21 protein-coding genes are annotated in these 19,354 nt (G+C 58.5%); 12 read left to right on the top strand and 9 right to left on the bottom strand.

Annotated features, from left to right (window positions below; translation table 11 throughout):
• Positions 1-44: 44 nt before the first annotated feature.
• The 4 genes from PVE98_RS17790 to aspA all read right to left on the bottom strand — a co-directional run bounded on the left by PVE98_RS17790 (position 45) and on the right by aspA (position 4,951).
• On the bottom strand, positions 45-1,745 hold the full coding sequence (locus PVE98_RS17790) for a protein-disulfide reductase DsbD (RefSeq protein WP_096072462.1): 1,701 nt from the start codon (positions 1,743-1,745) through the stop codon (positions 45-47).
• Positions 1,721-2,035: a divalent cation tolerance protein CutA gene (gene cutA / locus PVE98_RS17785; protein ID WP_033749239.1), complete on the bottom strand. Its 315-nt coding sequence runs from the start codon at positions 2,033-2,035 to the stop codon at positions 1,721-1,723. Before cutA ends, PVE98_RS17790 begins: the two co-directional genes overlap by 25 nt.
• A 75-nt stretch (positions 2,036-2,110) precedes the next feature.
• Complete coding sequence (locus PVE98_RS17780; protein WP_096072463.1) at positions 2,111-3,412, bottom strand: anaerobic C4-dicarboxylate transporter; 1,302 nt, start codon at positions 3,410-3,412, stop codon at positions 2,111-2,113.
• Between the two features lie 102 nt (positions 3,413-3,514).
• Complete coding sequence (gene aspA, locus PVE98_RS17775; RefSeq protein WP_033749629.1) at positions 3,515-4,951, bottom strand: aspartate ammonia-lyase; 1,437 nt, start codon at positions 4,949-4,951, stop codon at positions 3,515-3,517.
• A 347-nt stretch (positions 4,952-5,298) separates the two neighbouring features.
• Between aspA and PVE98_RS17770 the strand changes: the two genes are divergently transcribed.
• The 4 genes from PVE98_RS17770 (at position 5,299) to PVE98_RS17755 (ending at position 8,534) form a co-directional block, all read left to right on the top strand.
• Positions 5,299-5,757 (top strand): FxsA family protein, encoded by a 459-nt coding sequence (locus tag PVE98_RS17770; RefSeq protein WP_033749241.1) that lies wholly within the window; start codon positions 5,299-5,301, stop codon positions 5,755-5,757.
• A 236-nt stretch (positions 5,758-5,993) separates the two neighbouring features.
• Positions 5,994-6,287 carry a co-chaperone GroES gene (locus PVE98_RS17765; RefSeq protein WP_033749242.1) on the top strand — a complete coding sequence of 98 codons (294 nt, stop codon included), beginning with the start codon at positions 5,994-5,996 and terminating at the stop codon, positions 6,285-6,287.
• Between the two features lie 45 nt (positions 6,288-6,332).
• Positions 6,333-7,982, top strand: coding sequence for a chaperonin GroEL (gene groL, locus PVE98_RS17760; protein WP_048784690.1), 1,650 nt, complete (start codon positions 6,333-6,335; stop codon positions 7,980-7,982).
• A 195-nt stretch (positions 7,983-8,177) separates the two neighbouring features.
• Entirely contained in the window at positions 8,178-8,534 is a 357-nt protein-coding gene (locus tag PVE98_RS17755; protein ID WP_033749244.1) for a DUF4156 domain-containing protein, read from the top strand.
• 73 nt (positions 8,535-8,607) lie between these two features.
• Here the strand turns inward: PVE98_RS17755 and epmB are convergent, their stop codons facing one another.
• A complete protein-coding gene (gene epmB / locus PVE98_RS17750; protein ID WP_096072464.1) occupies positions 8,608-9,636 on the bottom strand; it encodes an EF-P beta-lysylation protein EpmB in 1,029 nt (342 codons plus the stop codon).
• Positions 9,637-9,677: 41 nt separating this feature from the next.
• Here epmB and efp point away from each other — a divergent pair, with 41 nt between their 5' ends.
• Together efp and PVE98_RS17740 are read left to right on the top strand one after the other, a co-directional pair.
• Entirely contained in the window at positions 9,678-10,244 is a 567-nt protein-coding gene (gene efp / locus PVE98_RS17745) for an elongation factor P (RefSeq protein ID WP_033749246.1), read from the top strand.
• 221 nt (positions 10,245-10,465) lie between these two features.
• A complete protein-coding gene (locus PVE98_RS17740) occupies positions 10,466-10,600 on the top strand; it encodes an entericidin A/B family lipoprotein (protein ID WP_033749247.1) in 135 nt (44 codons plus the stop codon).
• A 33-nt stretch (positions 10,601-10,633) separates the two neighbouring features.
• Here PVE98_RS17740 and PVE98_RS17735 read toward each other — a convergent pair whose 3' ends face one another.
• Positions 10,634-11,158, bottom strand: coding sequence for a lipocalin family protein (locus PVE98_RS17735; protein WP_033749248.1), 525 nt, complete (start codon positions 11,156-11,158; stop codon positions 10,634-10,636).
• Between the two features lie 134 nt (positions 11,159-11,292).
• On the opposite strand from PVE98_RS17735, the gene epmA reads away from it, so the two are divergent.
• Positions 11,293-12,270, top strand: coding sequence for an elongation factor P--(R)-beta-lysine ligase (gene epmA, locus PVE98_RS17730; RefSeq protein WP_096072465.1), 978 nt, complete (start codon positions 11,293-11,295; stop codon positions 12,268-12,270).
• Positions 12,271-12,449: 179 nt separating this feature from the next.
• On the opposite strand, the gene degS is transcribed toward epmA, so the two are convergent.
• From degS to zapG, 3 genes are all read right to left on the bottom strand, one after another.
• Complete coding sequence (gene degS / locus PVE98_RS17725) at positions 12,450-13,517, bottom strand: outer membrane-stress sensor serine endopeptidase DegS (protein ID WP_096072466.1); 1,068 nt, start codon at positions 13,515-13,517, stop codon at positions 12,450-12,452.
• 92 nt (positions 13,518-13,609) lie between these two features.
• A complete protein-coding gene (gene degQ, locus PVE98_RS17720) occupies positions 13,610-14,980 on the bottom strand; it encodes a serine endoprotease DegQ (RefSeq protein WP_313620619.1) in 1,371 nt (456 codons plus the stop codon).
• Between the two features lie 110 nt (positions 14,981-15,090).
• On the bottom strand, positions 15,091-15,492 hold the full coding sequence (zapG, locus tag PVE98_RS17715) for a Z-ring associated protein ZapG (RefSeq protein ID WP_033749631.1): 402 nt from the start codon (positions 15,490-15,492) through the stop codon (positions 15,091-15,093).
• 176 nt (positions 15,493-15,668) lie between these two features.
• On the opposite strand from zapG, the gene zapE reads away from it, so the two are divergent.
• From zapE to sspB, 5 genes are all read left to right on the top strand, one after another.
• On the top strand, positions 15,669-16,796 hold the full coding sequence (gene zapE / locus PVE98_RS17710) for a cell division protein ZapE (RefSeq protein ID WP_096072468.1): 1,128 nt from the start codon (positions 15,669-15,671) through the stop codon (positions 16,794-16,796).
• A gap of 228 nt (positions 16,797-17,024) precedes the next feature.
• A complete protein-coding gene (rplM, locus tag PVE98_RS17705; protein ID WP_033793286.1) occupies positions 17,025-17,453 on the top strand; it encodes a 50S ribosomal protein L13 in 429 nt (142 codons plus the stop codon).
• A gap of 15 nt (positions 17,454-17,468) precedes the next feature.
• Positions 17,469-17,861, top strand: coding sequence for a 30S ribosomal protein S9 (gene rpsI, locus PVE98_RS17700; protein ID WP_031375459.1), 393 nt, complete (start codon positions 17,469-17,471; stop codon positions 17,859-17,861).
• Between the two features lie 327 nt (positions 17,862-18,188).
• The gene (gene sspA / locus PVE98_RS17695; protein WP_033749254.1) at positions 18,189-18,830 is read left to right on the top strand and encodes a stringent starvation protein SspA; all 642 of its coding nucleotides are present in this window, start codon (positions 18,189-18,191) and stop codon (positions 18,828-18,830) included.
• Between the two features lie 3 nt (positions 18,831-18,833).
• Positions 18,834-19,319, top strand: a complete 486-nt coding sequence (sspB, locus tag PVE98_RS17690) for a ClpXP protease specificity-enhancing factor (protein ID WP_033749255.1) — start codon at positions 18,834-18,836, stop codon at positions 19,317-19,319.
• Positions 19,320-19,354 lie beyond the last annotated feature (35 nt).

Below are 19,354 nucleotides of genomic sequence, written 5' to 3'. Positions count from 1 at the left end.
CCTCTCTGTACGAGTCCGCCTGAGGCGGGGGATTCCAGTGTCGTTCAACGCGCCCGATTCTGCAAATGCGTGCGGAAATCCTCTGCGTTAAGGAAGCCCGTCACGCGCGAGCCGGGGATCTCGCGGCCCTGCGCATCGAAAAACAGAATGGTCGGCAGGCCGAGCACCTGAAGATGCTGCAACAGGGCGTTATCCGTGGCGTTATTCGCGGTGACGTTAGCCTGCAACAGCTGGTAACGGCTAAGTGCCTCACGCACGCCTGGATCGCTAAAGGTATATTTTTCGAATTCTTTGCAGGCTACGCACCAGTCGGCGTAAAGATCGACCATGGTGACGCGGCCGTTGGCCTGCCGCAGCGCCTCGTCCAGCTGCGGCGCGGAGGCGATACGCTGAAAGGGAAGCTGCGCCGCCGTCTGCGCCGTGGCGGGCGCGGCCCAGACCCATTCCTGCAGGGGACGCGCGCTAATAAGCGCCGCGGCCAGCATCGCTATCTGCACGAGGCGCCATTTGCCGCCCTGGCCGCGCAGGCTGCTGCAAAAGGCCCAGGCGAAACAGGCGACGCCCAGTGCGCTCCAGAGCCGCATTCCCCACACATCGCCCAGCACGCGCTCCAGCAAAAATACCGGCAGCGCAAGGATAACGAAGCCGAAACCCTGCTTGACCGTCTGCATCCATGGCCCGCTTTTCGGCAGCAGGCGGTTGCCGAACAGGGTGACCACAATCAGCGGCAGCCCCATGCCCATGGCGTAGAGCCACAGCGTGCCTGCGCCGGCCCAGAGATTACCGCTCTGGGCGATGTAGAGCAGAATGGCGCTGAGCGGCGCGGTGGTGCAGGGCGAGCAGATTAACCCCGCCAGCGCGCCCATCAGGAAAACGCCGGGTAGCGATCCGCCCTGCTGGCGATTGCTCCATAACGTCAGTCGCGTCTGGACGCTGGCGGGAAACTGCAGCTGGAACAGGCCGAACATCGACAGCGCCAGCAGAGTGAAGATCAGCGACAAACCGATCAGCACATAGGGATGCTGTAGCGCCGCCTGAAAGCGCAGGCCCGCCGCCGCGACCACCACGCCCAGCAGCGTATAGGTGAGCGCCATGCCCAGCACGTAGATCAAGGCGAGGCTAAACAGGCGCAGCAGAGAGCCGCTGCGCTGGCCGCCGAGGATAATTCCGGCGATCAGCGGATACATCGGCAGCACGCAGGGGGTAAAGGCGACGCCGATACCGATCAGCAGCGCCCAGAGCGGCGAGAAGGGCAGCGGCGCGGCTGGCGCGGGCTGGACGCTGACCGCGGGCGACGTCGCGCCGGCGGCCACCGGCGTGAGCGGAATGGTGCGCGTCTCGGGCGGATAGCAGAAGCCCGCCGCCGCGCAGCCCTGATAGGTTACGCTGAGGCTGCCGCCGTTGGCGGCCTGGCGCAGCTGCACCGGCACCTGAAGATCCTGGGAATAGATTTCGCTTTTGCCGTAGAACTCATCTTCATGCGGCTGCCCTGGCGGCAGCGCCAACGGCGCGATTTGCGCCTGCTGCGCGCTGACATGAATCTGCTGGCGGTAAAGGTAGTAGCCCTCTTTAACCTTCCAGCTGAGCGTCAGCTGTCGGCCCTGCTGGCTGAAATCGAAAGCAAACGCCTGGTCCACGGGGACAAAGCGGCTGCTGGCATTAGGGGAGAAAATCGACGCCTGCGTCGGCAGCGTGATAAACAGCGCCAGCGTAAAGGCGATCAGGCAAGAGATGCGTGCAGCCATGACAAGTATTCACTGTCTCCATGTTGAACCGGTAGCGCCAGCAGTTCGGGCACCTCAAAGGGATGTTCGCGCTTCAGCAGATCCATCAGCGCCTGCTGATGCGTCGTACTGCTTTTTAACAGCAGCTGAACTTCGCTGGCCTGTTCCAGCGTGCCCTGCCAGACGTACAGAGAAGTCGCGCCGGGCAGCAGCGTGACGCAGGCGGCGAGCTTCGCCTCCAGCGCGAGGGCGGCGAGCCTGCGCGCGCAGGCTTCATCCGGCGCGGTACAAAGAATCACAACGGCGTTCATCGCGTGGCTCCTGTTGCGGAAAGCGACGATGATAGCACGCTCGCCGCGCCTCAGGCTTTACCGGTTGTAACAGCCCTACAGCACCAGGCCACCGATCAAAAAGCCGAACAGCACCGACAGCGCGATCGCCAGCACGCCCGGCACGATAAAGGCGTGGTTAAAGACATATTTGCCGATGCGCGTCGAGCCGGTATCGTCCATTTCCACCGCCGCCAGCAGCGTCGGATAGGTTGGCAGCACGAACAGCGCGGAAACGGCGGCGAAGGAGGCGATGGCGGTATGCGGCGACACGCCCAGCAGCAGCGCGGCGGGCATTAGCGCCTTGGCGGTGGCCGCCTGCGAGTAGAGCAGCATCGAGGCGAAAAAGAGCGCCACCGCCAGCAGCCACGGCGCCTGCTGCAGCAAGTCGCCCGCCAGCTGCTGGATCTCGCCGATATGCGCTTTGACGAAGGTATCGCCGAGCCAGGCGACACCCATTACGCAGACGCAGGCGCTCATGCCCGACTTAAAGGTGCTGGCGCTGAGGATGGCGCTGGTGTCGATTTTGCAGCTCAGCGAGATCAGCGTGGCGATGGTCAGCATAAACACCACAATCGCCTCGTTGCGCGGCAGCGGCGGATCGGCAATCAGGCCCACGCCGTCGCTGATAGCGGTGGCGTAGAGCACTACGGCGGCGATACCGACCAGAAACAGCAATACCGACCGTCTGGCGCCGGGCTTCTCTTCATAGCGGCTTGCGCCGCGTAGCTTCACTTCGCCTTTGGCGAGGCGCGCCTGATAGACCTCGTCTTCATGCAGCTCTTTGCCGAGGAAGTTGGTGACCAGCGCGGCGAGAAACAGGCCGATCATCGTCGAGGGAATGGCGATCGCCAGCAGGGCGATATAACCGACGCCGCGCGGTTCCAGCAGCGAAGCGAAGAAAACCACCGCGGCGGAGAGCGGCGAGGCAGTAATGGCGATTTGCGAGGCGACCACGGCGATAGAGAGCGGGCGCGACGGGCGCACGCCTTGTTCTTTCGCCACTTCGGCAATCACCGGCAGCGTCGAGAAGGCGGTATGGCCGGTGCCCGCCAGCAGCGTCATCATATAGGTTACCAGCGGCGCCAGCAGCGTGACGTAGCGCGGGTGGCGGCGTAGCAGCCGTTCCGCCAGGCTGACCAGATAATCCATGCCGCCCGCGACCTGCATCGCGGCGATAGCGGCGATCACCGCCATAATAATTTCAATCACGTCAAAGGGGATGGCGCCGGGCTTCAGCCCGCAGATCAGCGTCAGCGCCAGCACGCCCAGCCCGCCCGCGAATCCAATACCGATACCGCCCAGACGCGCGCCCAACCAGATCGCCAGCAGGACGATCGCTAATTCAACGACGATCATTCGTCACCTCATGAGAGTGAGAAAAAGAGCCGGTTATGTACCAAATAAAAAGGCGCGCCGTGTTGATCGCGGCGCGCCTTTTTTATCATTGTGAAAATTGACCTACTGTTCGTTTTCGTCAGTGTAGCGACGCGCCTTGTAGACCGGGTACATCAGGTTCTGCACCGAGAAGATGTCGTCCAGCTCGCTTTCGGTCAGCAGGCCGCGCTCCAGCACCACTTCGCGCACGCTTTTACCGGTCTCCGCGCAAATCTTGCCGACGATATCGCCGTTGTGATGGCCAATGTACGGGTTGAGGTAGGTCACGATGCCGATAGAGTTGAAAACGTAGGCTTCGCACACCGCTTTATTGGCGGTGATGCCGTTAACGCATTTCTCCAGCAGGTTGTAGCAGGCGTTGGTCAGGATGCTGATCGACTCGAACAGCGCCTGGCCGATTACCGGCTCCATCACGTTGAGCTGCAGCTGACCCGCCTCCGCTGCCATGGTTAAGGTGGTGTCGTTGCCGATCACCTTGAAGCAAACCTGGTTCACCACTTCCGGCACCACCGGATTGACCTTGGCGGGCATAATCGAGGAGCCTGCCTGCAGCTCCGGCAGGTTGATCTCGTTAAGACCCGCGCGCGGGCCGGAAGAGAGCAGGCGCAGGTCGTTGCAGATCTTCGACAGCTTCACCGCCAGCCGCTTCAGCGACGAGTGCACCATCACATAGGCGCCGCAGTCGGAGGTCGCTTCGATCAAATCTTCCGCCGGCACCACCGGCAGGTTGCTCACTTCGGCGAGACGCTGAACCGCCAGCTGCTGATAGCCGTCCGGCGTGTTAAGACGCGTGCCGATCGCCGTGGCGCCCAGGTTCACCTCCAGCAGCAGCTCGGCGGTGCGCAGAATGCTGCGCGTCTCTTCGTTCAGCAGCACGTGGAAAGCGTGGAACTCCTGGCCGAGCGTCATCGGCACCGCGTCCTGCAGCTGGGTGCGGCCCATCTTGAGAATGGTCTCGAACTCCGCCGCCTTGCGCTCAAAGCCTTCGCCCAGCTCTTTGATCGCGTCCAGCAGCTTCAGAATCGAGCTGTAGACCGCAATGCGGAAGCCGGTGGGATAGGCGTCGTTAGTGGACTGGCACTTATTGACGTGATCGTTCGGGTTGAGGAACTGGTATTCGCCTTTCTGATGGCCCATCAGCTCCAGCCCGATATTGGCCAGCACTTCGTTGGTGTTCATGTTGACCGAGGTGCCCGCGCCGCCCTGATAGACGTCGACTGGAAACTGATCCATGCATTTGCCGTTGTTCAGCACCTCGTCACAGGCCTGAATAATGGTGTTGGCGATAGTGCGCGGAATGGTTTGCAGCTCTTTATTGGCGAGCGCGGCGGCTTTTTTCACCATCACCATGCCGCGGACGAATTCGGGGATGTCGCTGATTTTACTGTTGCTGATACGGAAGTTTTCAATCGCACGCAGAGTATGAACGCCGTAGTAGGCATCGGCGGGGACTTCACGCATGCCTAGCAGGTCTTCTTCGATACGAATGTTGTTCGCCATGATAACCTTCTTGTTATTGGCCGCTTGCGCTGGCGCCATCCATCACAGGTGATGTGTTGATTTGTCGTGGAAAGCCGGAGCCGACAGTGTATCCGCCTCGTCACCGGCGCGCACGATCATATGCTGCCGCCGGGCTAAAGCGCGAGTCTGGATACGTATCCATGCATCAATTATCGCTGCAATAACCACGATATGTGAGATGACGCACAAATTTAACCCCACTGTAAATATTTGAAAACAGCGGTTGAATTAGCGTCGCGGCAGGCCCATCTCATGGCTATGCCGTCTAATAGGGCGTTTTTCGCTGCCTGCCTGACGCAGAGCAGCCCGACTAAAAGGAGAATACGGTGCGCTGGTTACCGTTAATCATTATTTTTGCGCTCGCCTGGATTGAGATCACCCTGTTTATTCAGGTGGCTCACGCGCTGGGCGTATTGCTGACCATGCTGCTGGTGATTTTCACCTCGGCGATCGGCGTGTCGCTGGTGAAAAACCAGGGCATGAAAAACTTTATGCTGATGCAGGAGAAGCTGGCGCGCAACGAGAGCCCGGCCGAAGAGATGATCAAAAGCGTGTCGCTGATCATCGCGGGCTTTCTGCTGCTGCTGCCCGGCTTCTTTACCGACTTCCTCGGCCTGCTGCTGCTGCTGCCGCCGGTGCAAAAACATCTGACCCTGAAGCTGATGCCGCATCTGCGCGTCTGGCGCGGGCCAGGTGCCGGCCCGGACAGCGGATTTACCGTCGATGGCGAGTATGAACGCAAGGACAGCGATCGCATCGGCCATGACGATCGCCACGATCGCTAAGCGCGGCGCAGAAGAGAAGCGTGACCTGAGCGTCGCGCTTTTTTTATGGCCGAGGCGAAAGCGGCCTTTCGCGCAAAAAATGGGCAGTTGTCATCGTCAGGTAAAAAAATTGTCCTTTTGCCCCTTGAAAGCCATTTTAACCGACCCTATCTCTTGCACCACGAGGCCGGAAGCCCTGCAGCCCGGCGTTCAACCCAAAAACTGAATGATTGGACTTCTCAAAGGAGAGCTATCTAATGAAAATTCGTCCGTTGCACGATCGCGTTATCGTCAAGCGTAAAGAAGTTGAAGCTAAATCTGCTGGCGGCATCGTTCTGACCGGCTCTGCAGCAGGCAAATCAACCCGTGGCGAAGTTCTGGCCGTGGGCAATGGTCGCATCCTGGAAAATGGTGAAGTGAAGCCGCTGGACGTTAAAGTTGGCGATCTGGTGATCTTTAGCGAAGGCTACGGCGCGAAAACCGAAAAGATCGACAACGAAGAAGTGCTGATCATCTCTGAAAGCGACATTCTGGCGATTGTTGAAGCGTAATTACGCGGAACTCACTGAACGAAACGAATTTAAGGGACAATTGAAATGGCAGCTAAAGACGTAAAATTCGGTAATGACGCTCGCGTAAAAATGCTGCGCGGCGTGAACGTACTGGCAGATGCAGTAAAAGTTACCCTGGGCCCGAAAGGCCGTAACGTGGTTCTGGATAAATCTTTTGGTGCACCGACCATCACTAAAGATGGCGTGTCCGTAGCGCGTGAGATCGAACTGGAAGACAAGTTCGAAAACATGGGCGCGCAGATGGTGAAAGAAGTTGCCTCTAAAGCGAACGACGCAGCAGGCGACGGCACCACCACCGCAACCGTACTGGCTCAGTCAATCATCACCGAAGGCCTGAAAGCTGTGGCTGCGGGTATGAACCCGATGGATCTGAAGCGCGGTATCGACCAGGCCGTTATCGCGGCGGTTGAGCAGCTGAAAGCGCTGTCCGTTCCTTGCTCAGACTCTAAAGCTATCGCCCAGGTCGGCACCATTTCCGCTAACTCCGATGAGAGCGTCGGCACCCTGATCGCCCAGGCGATGGAAAAAGTGGGTAAAGAAGGCGTTATCACCGTTGAAGAAGGCACCGGTCTGCAGGACGAGCTGGACGTGGTTGAAGGTATGCAGTTCGACCGCGGCTACCTCTCTCCGTACTTCATCAACAAGCCGGAAACTGGCGCAGTTGAACTGGAATCGCCGTTCATCCTGCTGGCTGACAAGAAAATCTCCAACATCCGCGAAATGCTGCCGGTGCTGGAAGCCGTTGCTAAAGCAGGCAAACCGCTGCTGATCGTCGCTGAAGACGTTGAAGGCGAAGCGCTGGCGACGCTGGTGGTCAACACCATGCGCGGCATCGTGAAAGTCGCTGCGGTGAAAGCGCCGGGCTTCGGCGATCGTCGTAAAGCGATGCTGCAGGATATCGCTATCCTGACTGGCGGTACCGTTATCTCTGAAGAGATCGGTATGGAGCTGGAAAAAGCGGCGCTGGAAGATCTGGGCCAGGCAAAACGCGTTGTGATCAACAAAGACACCACCACCATCATCGACGGTGTGGGTGAAGAGGCGACGATTCAGGGCCGCGTAACCCAGATTCGTCAGCAGATCGAAGAAGCGACCTCTGACTACGACAAAGAAAAACTGCAGGAGCGCGTAGCGAAACTGGCAGGCGGCGTGGCCGTTCTGAAAGTGGGCGCAGCAACTGAAGTTGAAATGAAAGAGAAGAAAGCCCGCGTTGAAGATGCCCTGCACGCGACCCGTGCTGCGGTAGAAGAAGGCGTGGTAGCTGGCGGCGGCGTAGCGCTGGTTCGCGTTGCAGCACAGCTGGCCGATCTGCGTGGTCAGAACGAAGATCAGAACGTCGGTATTAAAGTTGCGCTGCGCGCAATGGAAGCGCCGCTGCGTCAGATCGTTTCTAACGCCGGCGAAGAGCCGTCTGTTGTCGCTAACAACGTGAAAGCGGGCGACGGCAACTACGGTTATAACGCGCAGACTGAAGAATACGGCAACATGATCGACTTCGGTATTCTGGACCCAACCAAAGTGACCCGTTCTGCGCTGCAGTACGCGGCCTCTGTTGCTGGTCTGATGATCACTACCGAGTGCATGGTGACCGACCTGCCGAAAGGCGACGCGCCTGATTTAGGTGCTGGCGCTGGCGGCATGGGTGGCATGGGCGGTATGGGCGGCATGATGTAATTGCCCTGACGCTTTTGCTATCTGAAAAACCCCCGATCGGAAACGGTCGGGGGTTTTTCTTTTGCAGATGAAAAGGGTATAAGTAAGGGCGCAATACTTCGGCTTTGCGGGTTCAGGGCAATGAATGTTCAGAAAAAAGAGATACTTTTCTGCTACGCTGCCGCCCGATACTGATGATAATAAATGGGGATTACAATGCGGATTAACCTCTTGCTCGGACTGGCGGTCGGTACCTTGTTGCTGGCGGGATGCAGCAGCTCTCACCAGCTGAGCGCTGGCGGCGAACGTGTCACCTTCACCGATCAACAACCGGGCAGCGACTGTCAGCTTCTGGGTAATGTCACCGGTTCACAAAGTAACTGGCTGAGCGGCTCCGGCGGCGAGGGCAGCTCGCTGCGCGGCGCGGCTAACGATCTGCGCAACCGCGCGGCGGAAATGGGCGGCAATGTGATTTACGGCGCGACCAGTCCGACGCAAAACCTGTGGTCCGCTTTCGCGCCTCTGGACAGCAAAATGAACGGGCAGGTCTATAAATGCCCGGCGAAAGCCTGATCGCGTACGCCATCCTGTTGATAACGGCCGGTTTATACCGGCCGTTAATTTTTGTGGGCGGAATGTTGGCTCGCTACTCCTGGCGCAGCTGCAGGTCGAGCGGCGTTTTGCTCGGCTCGCCGCCAATCTCTCGCGCCAGCTTCGGCACCATATAGCCGGACACCTGCGTCAGCAGCGTGCGCACCAGCGCGCGCGCCTCTTCATCGGAGACGTAAAAGTGCGCCGCGCCCTGCACCTTATCCAGCACGTGCAGGTAGTAGGGCAGAATGCCCGCGTCGAACAGCGCGTTGCTAAGATCGGCGAGCGCCTGGGCGTGGTTATTGATGCCGCGCAGCAGCACGCTCTGGTTAAGCAAGGTCACGCCGGCGCGCTTCAGCTGCTGCATCGCGGCCGCCAGCGATGCGTCGATCTCCTGCGCATGATTGATATGGGTCACCATCAATACCTGCAGGCGCGTTTCCGCCAGCATCCGGCACAGTTCATCGGTAATGCGCGCCGGAATAACCACCGGCAGGCGGCTGTGAATACGCAGTCGTTTCAGATGGGGGATCTGCGCCAGTGCCTCAATCAGCCACGCCAGCTCATGATCCTTCGCCATTAGCGGATCGCCGCCGGAGAAGATGATTTCGTCCAGTTCAGGATGGGCGGCGATATAGTCGATAGCCGTCTGCCAGCTGCGCTTGTTGCCGGGGTTATCCTGATAGGGAAAGTGTCGGCGGAAGCAGTAGCGGCAGTTGACCGCGCAGCCGCCTTTGACCAGCAGCAGCGCGCGGTTTCTGTACTTATGCAATAAGCCGGGCACCACGCTGCTCTGCTCGTCAAGCGGATCGGCGCTGTAGCCAGGCGCCTGGATAAACTCCTCGCGCTGGGTAAGCACCTGCAGCAGCAGTGGATCCTGCGCGTCGCCCGGCTTCATGCGCGCGATAAAGGCGCGCGGCACGCGCAGCGCGAAAAGCTGACGGGCGTCGCGGCCAGCGGCCAGTTCCGCATGGTGTTCAAGGCCTAAAAGTCGCAGTAATTCATCAGGTTCGGTGACAACATCAGCAAGTTGCTGCAACCAATCTTCTCTGGAAGGGGTTTTTAGGGTTACAATGTGTGCCATTTTTTTGGCTATTACCAGTTCAATATTTACAGAGGGCCTTTATGGCGACTTATCTTAGCAACGATTTTCGTTCCGGTCTTAAAATCATGTTCGAAGGCGAACCTTACGCCATCGAATCCAGTGAGTTCGTTAAGCCAGGTAAAGGCCAGGCATTCGCACGCGTTAAAATGCGTCGTCTGCTGACCGGCACGCGCGTTGAGAAAACCTTCAAGTCTACCGACTCAGCTGAAGGCGCGGACGTTGTTGATATGACGCTGCAGTACTCTTACAACGACGGCGACTTCTTCTACTTTATGCACCCGGAAACTTTCGAGCAGTATCAGGTTGAATCGAAAGTACTGGAAGACGTGCAGAAATGGCTGCAGGACAACGCAGAGTGTATCGTTACTCTGTGGAACAACAAAGCCATCGCCGTTCAGGCGCCGAACTTTATCGAAGCGGAAGTGATTGAAACCGATCCGGGCCTGAAAGGCGATACCGCCGGCACCGGCGGCAAGCCTGCTAAACTGGCGACCGGCGCAGTGGTTAAAGTGCCGCTGTTCGTTCAGATCGGCGAAGTGGTGAAAGTCGATACCCGCTCCGGCGAATACGTTTCACGCGTAAAATAAGTGCGAAGGCGCATCCCGGGATGCGCCTTTTTCATCTCATCGCGCCTGTAATACCTTTCATGGCTGCGGCGAAGATGTTCCCCACCCTGGCGGCGCCACTCCGCGCGCGGCAAAACAATCCCGCTCGATAACCTTTTTTCGCTGCGTTTCAGTACGTTTGGCCATAAGCGGTCTATGCTTAAAGCGCTGTACTTGACTGCAACCACAAAAAGGATATTGCCATGTTAAAGAAAAGTATTGTTGCGATTTTCTCAGTGCTGGTGCTCTCTTCTCTGCTGTCCGCCTGTAACACCACGCGTGGTGTCGGCGAAGACGTAGAAGCGGGCGGCCAGGCTATTCAGCGTACTGCGCAGTAATATCTTCAAGCCGGTACGATTCTGTCGTACCGGTTATTTCTGCTTAACCCAAATCAGATCTTCGACCGGGAAACCGGCCTGCCGCGCCTGTTCCACCAGCTTCTGCTTTACGCCTTCATCCAGCTGCGGCGTGCGCGATAATATCCACAGATAGTGACGATTCGGACCGCATACCAGCGCATAGCGGTAATCCTTGTCCAGCGCGATCACGTTGTAGCCGCCGTAGAAGGGACCAAAGAACGAGACTTTTAACGCGGCGCGCTGCGGGTCGCCGGTGAAGTACGCCTTGCCTACGCTCTCCTGCCATTTCTGCTTCTGCGGCTTATAGCCGCGGTTGATGACCTTGAGGCCGCCGTCGTCGCGCGGGCTATAGGTCGCCGTGACCTGTTCCAGGCCGCGCTCGAAGCGGTGGTCGAGGCGCGCGATTTCATACCAGGTGCCGAGATAGCGCTGGCTGTCGAACCCTTCGACGACGGTAACGTTTTTCGGCGGCGTGGTAGAGCAGGCTACTGAAAGCATCGAGCCCAGGCCTGCGATAAAGGTTTTCCATGGGGACATAAGCGATTCCTTTTTGGTTGAACAGATTAAGTATAGTTGCCGCTGCGATTTTTCTCTGGCTTCGGACGGCTGATTGTCTGCCGGAGGCAATGCAGGTAGACTTCCACCCCTTATTTGTATAAGGAGTCATCACCATGAGCGAAACGGCAAGCTGGCAGCCGAGCGCACCCATTGCCAATTTGTTGAAACGTGCCGCTATCCTCGCGGAAATCCGACGTTTCTTTGCCGATCGCGGCGTGCTGGAGGTCGATACGCCGGCGATGAGCCAGGCGACCGTCACCGATATCCATCTGGTGCCCTTTCAGACGCGCTTTGTCGGTCCCGGCGCGACGCAGGGACGCGATCTCTGGCTGATGACCAGCCCGGAATACCATATGAAGCGCCTGCTCGCGGCGGGCAGCGGACCTATCTATCAGATGAGCCGCTGTTTCCGCAACGAAGAGGCGGGGCGCCACCATAATCCTGAATTCACCATGCTGGAGTGGTATCGCCCGCACTACGATATGTATCGGCTGATGAACGAGGTCGACGATCTGCTGCAGCAGGTGCTGGAGTGCGACAGCGCGGAATCGCTCTCCTACCAGCAGGCGTTTATTCGCCATCTCGATCTCGACCCGCTGTCAGCGGATAAAGCGCAGCTGCGCGAAGCGGCGGAGAAGCTGGGCGAGGGCGAACTGGCGAATCGCGAAGAGGATCGCGATACCCTGCTGATGCTGCTGTTTATGCTGGGCGTGGAGCCGAAGATCGGCATTGATAAGCCAACCTTCGTTTACCATTTCCCTGCCAGCCAGGCGGCACTGGCCGAAATCAGCACGGAAGATCACCGCGTTGCGGAGCGTTTCGAGGTCTACTACAAAGGCGTGGAGCTGGCGAACGGTTTCCGCGAGCTGACCGACAGCCGCGAGCAGCGTCAGCGCTTCGAGCAGGATAACCGGCGGCGCACGGCGCGCGGGCTGCCGCAGCATCCGGTCGATACCTATCTGCTGGATGCGCTGGCGCACGGCATGCCCGCCTGTTCCGGCGTGGCGCTGGGGGTGGATCGTTTGATTATGCTGGCGCTGAAGGCGGATTCGCTGAGCGAGGTTATCGCGTTTCCGGTGGATCGCAGCTAAACAAGATAGCGGGACGCTTTCTTCTGGGCAGGGCGATCACGCGAGTAGCGGGAACCGATCGCAAAGTCGCTCAAGGCATCCATGCGCGCTCGGCCCGCGACATCCCTGTCGCGGGACGCTTTGCTCTTCAGTTCCCGCTACACGCGTTTTAATGCCGGTGCGGCCGGAAAGACGTTCGGTTAATTCCCGCTGTCGGGAAACTCCTGAATGGTCACCGGCAGCGTCAGCTTCCGATCGTTGCGCAGCACTTCGACTTTAATCACTGAGCCAGGACGGATCTCCGCAACCTGATCCATCGTCTCCTGTGCGGAAATAGCCGGTTTGCCGTTAACGCTCAGCAGCACGTCGTTGACCTGCACGCCCGCTTTCTCCGCTGGTCCGTCCGGCGTCACCACGCTGACGATAATGCCCTGCACGTGATCGATGCCGCTGCCCTGATTGTGTAGCGCAGGCAGCTCGCGTCCGGTGATACCGATATAGCCGCGGATAACGCGGCCGTCGCGGATCAGCTTATCCATAATCTTGCTCGCCAGCGCGGTAGGGATCGCAAAGCCAATGCCTTCCGGCGTCTCGCCGTCGTTGCTTTTATCAAAGGTCAGGGTATTTATGCCCATCAGCTCGCCCAGCGAGTTAATCAGCGCGCCGCCGGAGTTGCCCTGGTTGATAGAGGCGTCGGTTTGCAGGAAGTTCTGACGTCCGGATGAGCTCAGGCCGACGCGGCCCGTGGCGCTGATAATGCCCTGCGTAACGGTTTGCCCGAGGTTATAAGGGTTGCCGATCGCCATCACCACATCGCCGATATGCGGCACGCGGTGCGGGTTAATCGGGATCACCGGCAGGCTGGATGCGGTGATCTTCAGCACAGCCAGATCGGTCATGGCGTCGGATCCGACCAGATTGGCTTCAAAGAAGCGGCCATCCTGCAGCGCGACGATAATCTGATCGGCGTTATTGATCACGTGCTTGTTGGTCAGGATGTAGCCTTTGGCGTTCATGATGACGCCGGAACCGAGTGTGGTAATGCCGCGATTGTTATTGCCGCCGTGGGCGCTGCGGTTGTAGACGTTGACCACCGCAGGCACGGCGCGGCGGACGCCGGCGTTAAAGCTGAAAGGCGTCTGGTCTTCGCTGTCGTCACGGTTGAGAAGGGCGCTGGTGCTGCCCATACGCAGTGCGGGCAGGGCCGCAAGCAAAATGCCGGCGACAATCAGGCCCAACACCACTGAACGCAAAAGTTTAGGAAACATGGTGTTAACTTACGCCAGGGGGAGATCGCAGGGCAGAATAGCACGAGAAAGGCGAACAAACACGCGCTTGTGTTGTTCGCCTGTAGCAGGGATTAACGCAGCAGGAGGTAAATAGACTCGTCGCCGCGCACCACGTTCAGCGCCAGCACCGGCGGTTTGCCTTCCAGCACTTTGCGCATCTCGGCAAGGCTGGTAACGCGCGTGCGGTTAACGCCGACAATGACATCATCTTTTTGCAGACCAACCTGCTCAGCCGGGGTGCCTTTTTCGATGCTGTCGATCTTCACGCCCTTGTCGCCGGTTTTGGTCGCGCCGTCGCTCAGCATCGCGCCCTGCAGCGCAGGAGACATCAGCTGCGCGCTGGCCGTGGTCTGCGCGCTTTGCTCCAGCGTCACCTCTACCGAAAGCGGCTTGCCGTCGCGCAACAGGCCGAGCTTCACTTTCTCGCCCGGCGCGGTCGTGCCCACTTTCACGCGCAGTTCGGCAAAGCTGGTGATCGGCTTGTCGTTAATCGAGGTGATAATATCGCCTGACTTAATGCCCGCTTTCTGCGCCGCAGACTGCGGCAGCACTTCAGAGACGAACGCGCCGCGCTGCGCATCGACGTTAAACGCCTTGGCGATGTCCGCCGTCATCTCGGTGCCTTTAATGCCGAGCTGACCGCGCTTCACTTCGCCATATTTAATCAACTGCTGCGCCAGGTTCATCGCCATGTCGCTCGGGATAGCGAAGCCGATACCGATATTGCCGCCGCTCGACGCCAGAATCGCGGTGTTGATGCCGATCAGTTCGCCGTTGAGATTAACCAGCGCGCCGCCGGAGTTGCCGCGGTTAATCGCCGCGTCGGTCTGGATAAAGTTTTCCAGCCCTTCGAGGTTAAGTCCGCTGCGCCCCAGCGCAGAGATAATGCCGGAGGTCGCGGTCTGACCCAGCCCGAACGGGTTGCCGATCGCCACGGCGAAGTCGCCCACTTTGAGCTGATCGGAGTCGGCGATTTTCACCTGCGTCAGGTTCTTCGCGCCTTCGACCTGAATCAGCGCGATGTCGGTCTGTTCGTCATGGCCGATTAGCTTCGCGTCATATTCGCTGCCGTCGCCAAGCTGCACGCTGATCTTGTCCGCGCCGTTGACCACGTGGTTATTGGTCAGGATGTAGCCCTTAGCGGCGTCGATAATCACGCCGGAGCCTAAGCCCTCGAACGGCTGCGCCTGATCGCCGCCAGGCCCCTGGCCGAAGAAGCGTTTCAACGGCTCGGGAATATCCTGCGCCTGGCTGGCGGTTTCCGTGCCTTCAACATGGACGCTGACCACCGCCGGCAACACTTTTTCCAGCATCGGCGCCAGGCTGGGTAGCGGCTGGCCCTGAATCTGCGCGGGCAGGGTCGCGATCGCCGCAGGCGTTGCGGCCAGGCTCATTCCGATACTCAAGGCTAATGCGCTTAACAGACGTGCTTGTTTTTTCATTGCTAGAACGCTCTCGCTGCGAAAAGTGGGGGAGTAAACGTATGTGACAGCTGATTCAGGGTCTGGGTTCGCAAAAATGCGGGGCGCAACCGGGTTACGCCCCAATAAGACTAGTCGCGCGCGGCGCGTTCGCCACGCAGCAGGCCGGAAGCGCCTTCGGAGTAGTCGCGCGGGATCTGGACCGGCGCCTGATCGTTATCCGCTTCCGCTTCAGTCAGCTGATAGGCAAAGGGGTTTTTCTCGCCCGGCAGGTTCGGCAGCAGATCGTTCGATCCTTTCGCCATGTGCTGATAGAGCTGGCGATAGTCGCGCGCCATGTTGTCCAGCAGCTCGGCGCTCTGCGCAAAGTGGTTGGTCAGCTCTTCGCGGTAGTCCGCCAGCTCTGCTTTAGACTTCTCCAGCTCGTACTGCATGCTGCGCTGCTCGCGCAGTTTTTTGTTACCGAAACGCATGGCAACCGCGCCGACAATAATGCCAATTACTAAACCAATTAACCCGTATTCCCAGGTCATAATGACTCCCATGTAATTTCCGTTGTTTGTAGGGCATCCACCATTTCAATAGTAGTCACTATACCCGTTAATCTTATGGATGTGGAACTCTGAGGCGGCATGCCTTAGTGTAGAGCGGCCTTTTTTTCATCAACCGAACTGTGAATAAGACCTTTTCAGGGATTCTGAGAGAACCAATGCAAACCTCATCTCCGCTTGCGCGCTATGAGCAGGCGCTGTCGCAGGGCGACTTTAAACCCGATGATGTACAACGCGACGCCATCACCCGACTGGACGCCGTTCAGCGGGCCTTACTCGCGCGTCAGCCCGAGCCGCCCGCCAGCGGCAAAGGATTATTCGGCCGCCTCTCCCGACTGATGGGCAAAGAGAAAACCGACGCGCAGGCGCCGGTGCGCGGCCTCTATATGTGGGGCGGCGTAGGACGCGGCAAAACCTGGGTCATGGATTTGTTTTTTCAGTCTATTCCTGGCAACCGCAAGCTGCGTCTGCACTTCCATCGCTTTATGCTGCGCGTGCATGAAGAGCTAACCCAGCTGCAGGGACAGAGCGATCCGCTGCTGATCATCGCCGACCGCTTTAAAGCTGAAACCGATATTCTCTGCTTCGATGAGTTTTTCGTCTCCGACATTACCGACGCCATGCTGCTCGGCACTCTGATGGAGGCGCTGTTCGCCCGCGGCATTACGCTGGTGGCGACCTCGAACATTCCGCCAGACGAGCTCTATCGCAACGGCCTGCAGCGCGCGCGTTTCCTGCCGGCGATTGAGCAAATTAAACAGCACTGCGACGTGATGAACGTCGATGCCGGCATCGACTACCGGCTGCGCACCCTGACTTCGGCGCATCTGTGGAACTCGCCGCTGAACGAGGCGACGCATGCTGAAATGGAGCGCATGTTCAAGGCGCTGGCAGGCAGCGCGCGCGACGACGCGCCGGTGCTGGAGATTAACCACCGCCAGATGGCGACGCTGGGCGTCAGCGAAGGGGTGCTGGCGATCGACTTCCTGACGCTGTGCGGAGAAGGGCGCAGCCAGCATGACTATATCGAGCTGTCGCGCCGCTTCCACAGCGTGCTGCTCTACGACGTGCCGGTGATGATTTATAAAACCGAAGATCAGGCGCGCCGCTTTCTCGCGCTGGTGGATGAATTCTACGAGCGTCACGTCAAACTGGTGGTCGCGGCGGAAACCTCGCTGTTCGAAATCTACCAGGGCACGCGGCTGAAATTCGAGTATCAGCGCTGCCTGTCGCGCCTGCAGGAAATGCAGAGCGAAGAGTATCTGCGGCTGCCGCATCTGCCTTGAGGGCGCGCAAGAAAAAGATCAAATAGGGTTCGATTTTTGCAATCGACTTCTCTATAATCTTGCGACCCCACGTTACAGCAACTGGATTTATTTCCCGAATCCGTTGTGCTCCGGTAACTCTATCCGAAGGGGTGGGCTTGCTGGTCAAAATGGTCGTGTGAGCCTCAACCGTTTACTTAAGCGTTTGGGTTTTCACCAACGTGTAACTTAATTTGGGTAAGCTTTTCGATGAAAACTTTTACAGCTAAACCAGAAACCGTACAGCGTGACTGGTATGTTGTTGACGCAACTGGCAAAACCTTGGGTCGCCTGGCGACTGAACTGGCGCGCCGTCTGCGTGGTAAGCATAAAGCGGAATATACTCCGCACGTTGATACTGGTGATTACATCATCGTTCTGAACGCTGACAAAGTCGCCGTTACCGGCAACAAGCGTACTGACAAGATTTACTATCACCACACTGGCCACATCGGTGGTATCAAACAGGCGACCTTTGAAGAGATGATTGCTCGCCGTCCTGAGCGTGTGATTGAAATCGCGGTTAAAGGCATGCTGCCGAAGGGCCCGCTGGGCCGTGCAATGTTCCGTAAGCTGAAAGTTTACGCGGGCAACGAGCACACCCATGCGGCACAGCAACCGCAAGTTCTTGACATTTAATCGGGATTACAGGCAATGGCTGAAACTCAAAACTACGGCACTGGTCGCCGCAAAAGCTCCACCGCTCGCGTATTTATCAAGCCGGGCAGTGGCAACATCGTTATCAACCAACGTTCTCTGGAACAGTATTTCGGTCGCGAAACTGCCCGCATGGTAGTTCGTCAGCCGCTGGAGCTGCTGGACCTGGTTGGTAAATTCGATCTGTACGTCACCGTTAAAGGTGGTGGTATTTCTGGTCAGGCAGGTGCGATCCGTCACGGCATCACCCGCGCTCTGATGGAGTACGACGAATCTCTGCGTGCTGAACTGCGTAAAGCGGGCTTCGTTACCCGTGACGCACGTCAGGTTGAACGTAAGAAAGTCGGTCTGCGTAAAGCACGCCGTCGTCCGCAGTTCTCCAAGCGTTAATTGTTTGCGGCTTCGGCTGCTGCGATTGGCACAAAAAACCCGCTTCGGCGGGTTTTTTATTTTCTACCCCGTCGCGTCAAAAAACGCGTAAAACCCCCGCGCTGCTCGCAAATTCCCCGCAAATCTCGAATCCTCGCCCACAAGCTGCCCAAAATCTGGTAAACTCTGTGTCACTTTGCGCCCATAAGTCGGCGTGTGATGTCGGTCAACCCTCAGGATGGCGGAAAGACAGATCTAACGCGGGCTGTGAGCGAACGATTGAGCAGGTGAGTCGCCGTGTGGTTGGCTATTCGCAGTAACTTTTTGTGAACAAACTTGGAGGTTTTCATGGCTGTCGCTGCCAACAAACGTTCGGTAATGACGCTGTTTTCCGGTCCTACTGACATTTTCAGCCATCAGGTACGCATCGTACTGGCTGAAAAAGGCGTTAGTGTAGAGATCGAGCAGGTCGAAATGGATAACCTGCCGCAGGATCTGATTGACCTCAACCCGTATCGCACTGTGCCGACGCTGGTAGATCGCGAACTGACGCTGTATGAATCCCGTATCATCATGGAGTACCTGGACGAACGCTTCCCGCATCCGCCGCTGATGCCGGTCTATCCGGTTGCGCGTGGCGAAAGCCGTCTGATGATGCACCGCGTCGAGCAGGACTGGTACAGCCTGATGCACACCATTGAAAAAAGCAGCGGCCAGGAAGCGGAAGCCGCGCGCAAACAGCTGCGCGAAGAGCTGCTGGCGATTGCGCCGCTGTTCGCCCGCACGCCGTTCTTTATGAGCGAAGAGTTTAGCCTGGTGGACTGCTACCTGGCGCCGCTGCTGTGGCGTCTGCCGTCAATGGGCATCGATCTGGCTGGCGCCGGTTCGAAAGAGCTGAAAGGCTATATGAATCGCGTATTTGAGCGTGACTCTTTCCTCGCTTCACTGACGGAAGCGGAACGTGAAATGCGCCTGCAAGCCCGGGGCTAACCTATGGAAATGTCGCAACTCTCAGCCCGCCGTCCTTACCTGCTGCGCGCGTTCTATGACTGGCTGCTCGACAACCAGCTAACGCCGCATCTGGTGGTCGACATCAATCTGGAAGGGGTTCAGGTGCCGCTGGAATATGCGCGCGATGGACAGATTGTGCTGAACATTGCGCCGCGTGCGGTCGGCAATCTGGAGCTTGGCAACGACGAAGTGCGCTTTAACGCGCGTTTCGGCGGCGTGCCGCGCCAGGTCTCCGTGCCGATGGCCGCTATTCTGGCGATCTACGCGCGTGAAAACGGCGCGGGCACGATGTTCGAGCCGGAACCCGCCTACGAGCTGGGCGCGCAGGAGGCCGAAGAGACGCCGGTCGATCCTGTGATGTCAGTGATCGATGGCGACCGCCCGGACGACGCCAGCGAAGACGATCCCTCGCCGGATGACGATCCGCCGCCGCGCGGCAATCGCCCGTCGCTGCGGGTAGTGAAATAGCACATAAAAAAGCCGGCTGCGATAGCCGGCTTTTT

Source organism: Pantoea sp. GABEPS69 (genome assembly GCF_045780835.1).
Lineage (GTDB): Bacteria > Pseudomonadota > Gammaproteobacteria > Enterobacterales > Enterobacteriaceae > Pantoea > Pantoea septica.
Note: the sequence above shows the minus strand (reverse complement) of the source record. Positions and strands in the feature narration are given on the sequence as shown.

Bases quoted from the DNA above. Each gene is read 5' to 3' on its own strand.
- PVE98_RS17790 (WP_096072462.1), bottom strand. From the start codon at position 1,745: ATGGCTGCACGCATCTCTTGCCTGATCGCCTTTACGCTGGCGCTGTTT.
- cutA (WP_033749239.1), bottom strand. From the start codon at position 2,035: ATGAACGCCGTTGTGATTCTTTGTACCGCGCCGGATGAAGCCTGCGCG.
- PVE98_RS17780 (WP_096072463.1), bottom strand. From the start codon at position 3,412: ATGATCGTCGTTGAATTAGCGATCGTCCTGCTGGCGATCTGGTTGGGC.
- aspA (WP_033749629.1), bottom strand. From the start codon at position 4,951: ATGGCGAACAACATTCGTATCGAAGAAGACCTGCTAGGCATGCGTGAA.
- PVE98_RS17765 (WP_033749242.1), top strand. From the start codon at position 5,994: ATGAAAATTCGTCCGTTGCACGATCGCGTTATCGTCAAGCGTAAAGAA.
- groL (WP_048784690.1), top strand. From the start codon at position 6,333: ATGGCAGCTAAAGACGTAAAATTCGGTAATGACGCTCGCGTAAAAATG.
- PVE98_RS17755 (WP_033749244.1), top strand. From the start codon at position 8,178: ATGCGGATTAACCTCTTGCTCGGACTGGCGGTCGGTACCTTGTTGCTG.
- epmB (WP_096072464.1), bottom strand. From the start codon at position 9,636: ATGGCACACATTGTAACCCTAAAAACCCCTTCCAGAGAAGATTGGTTG.
- efp (WP_033749246.1), top strand. From the start codon at position 9,678: ATGGCGACTTATCTTAGCAACGATTTTCGTTCCGGTCTTAAAATCATG.
- PVE98_RS17740 (WP_033749247.1), top strand. From the start codon at position 10,466: ATGTTAAAGAAAAGTATTGTTGCGATTTTCTCAGTGCTGGTGCTCTCT.
- PVE98_RS17735 (WP_033749248.1), bottom strand. From the start codon at position 11,158: ATGTCCCCATGGAAAACCTTTATCGCAGGCCTGGGCTCGATGCTTTCA.
- epmA (WP_096072465.1), top strand. From the start codon at position 11,293: ATGAGCGAAACGGCAAGCTGGCAGCCGAGCGCACCCATTGCCAATTTG.
- degS (WP_096072466.1), bottom strand. From the start codon at position 13,517: ATGTTTCCTAAACTTTTGCGTTCAGTGGTGTTGGGCCTGATTGTCGCC.
- degQ (WP_313620619.1), bottom strand. From the start codon at position 14,980: ATGAAAAAACAAGCACGTCTGTTAAGCGCATTAGCCTTGAGTATCGGA.
- zapG (WP_033749631.1), bottom strand. From the start codon at position 15,492: ATGACCTGGGAATACGGGTTAATTGGTTTAGTAATTGGCATTATTGTC.
- zapE (WP_096072468.1), top strand. From the start codon at position 15,669: ATGCAAACCTCATCTCCGCTTGCGCGCTATGAGCAGGCGCTGTCGCAG.
- rplM (WP_033793286.1), top strand. From the start codon at position 17,025: ATGAAAACTTTTACAGCTAAACCAGAAACCGTACAGCGTGACTGGTAT.
- rpsI (WP_031375459.1), top strand. From the start codon at position 17,469: ATGGCTGAAACTCAAAACTACGGCACTGGTCGCCGCAAAAGCTCCACC.
- sspA (WP_033749254.1), top strand. From the start codon at position 18,189: ATGGCTGTCGCTGCCAACAAACGTTCGGTAATGACGCTGTTTTCCGGT.
- sspB (WP_033749255.1), top strand. From the start codon at position 18,834: ATGGAAATGTCGCAACTCTCAGCCCGCCGTCCTTACCTGCTGCGCGCG.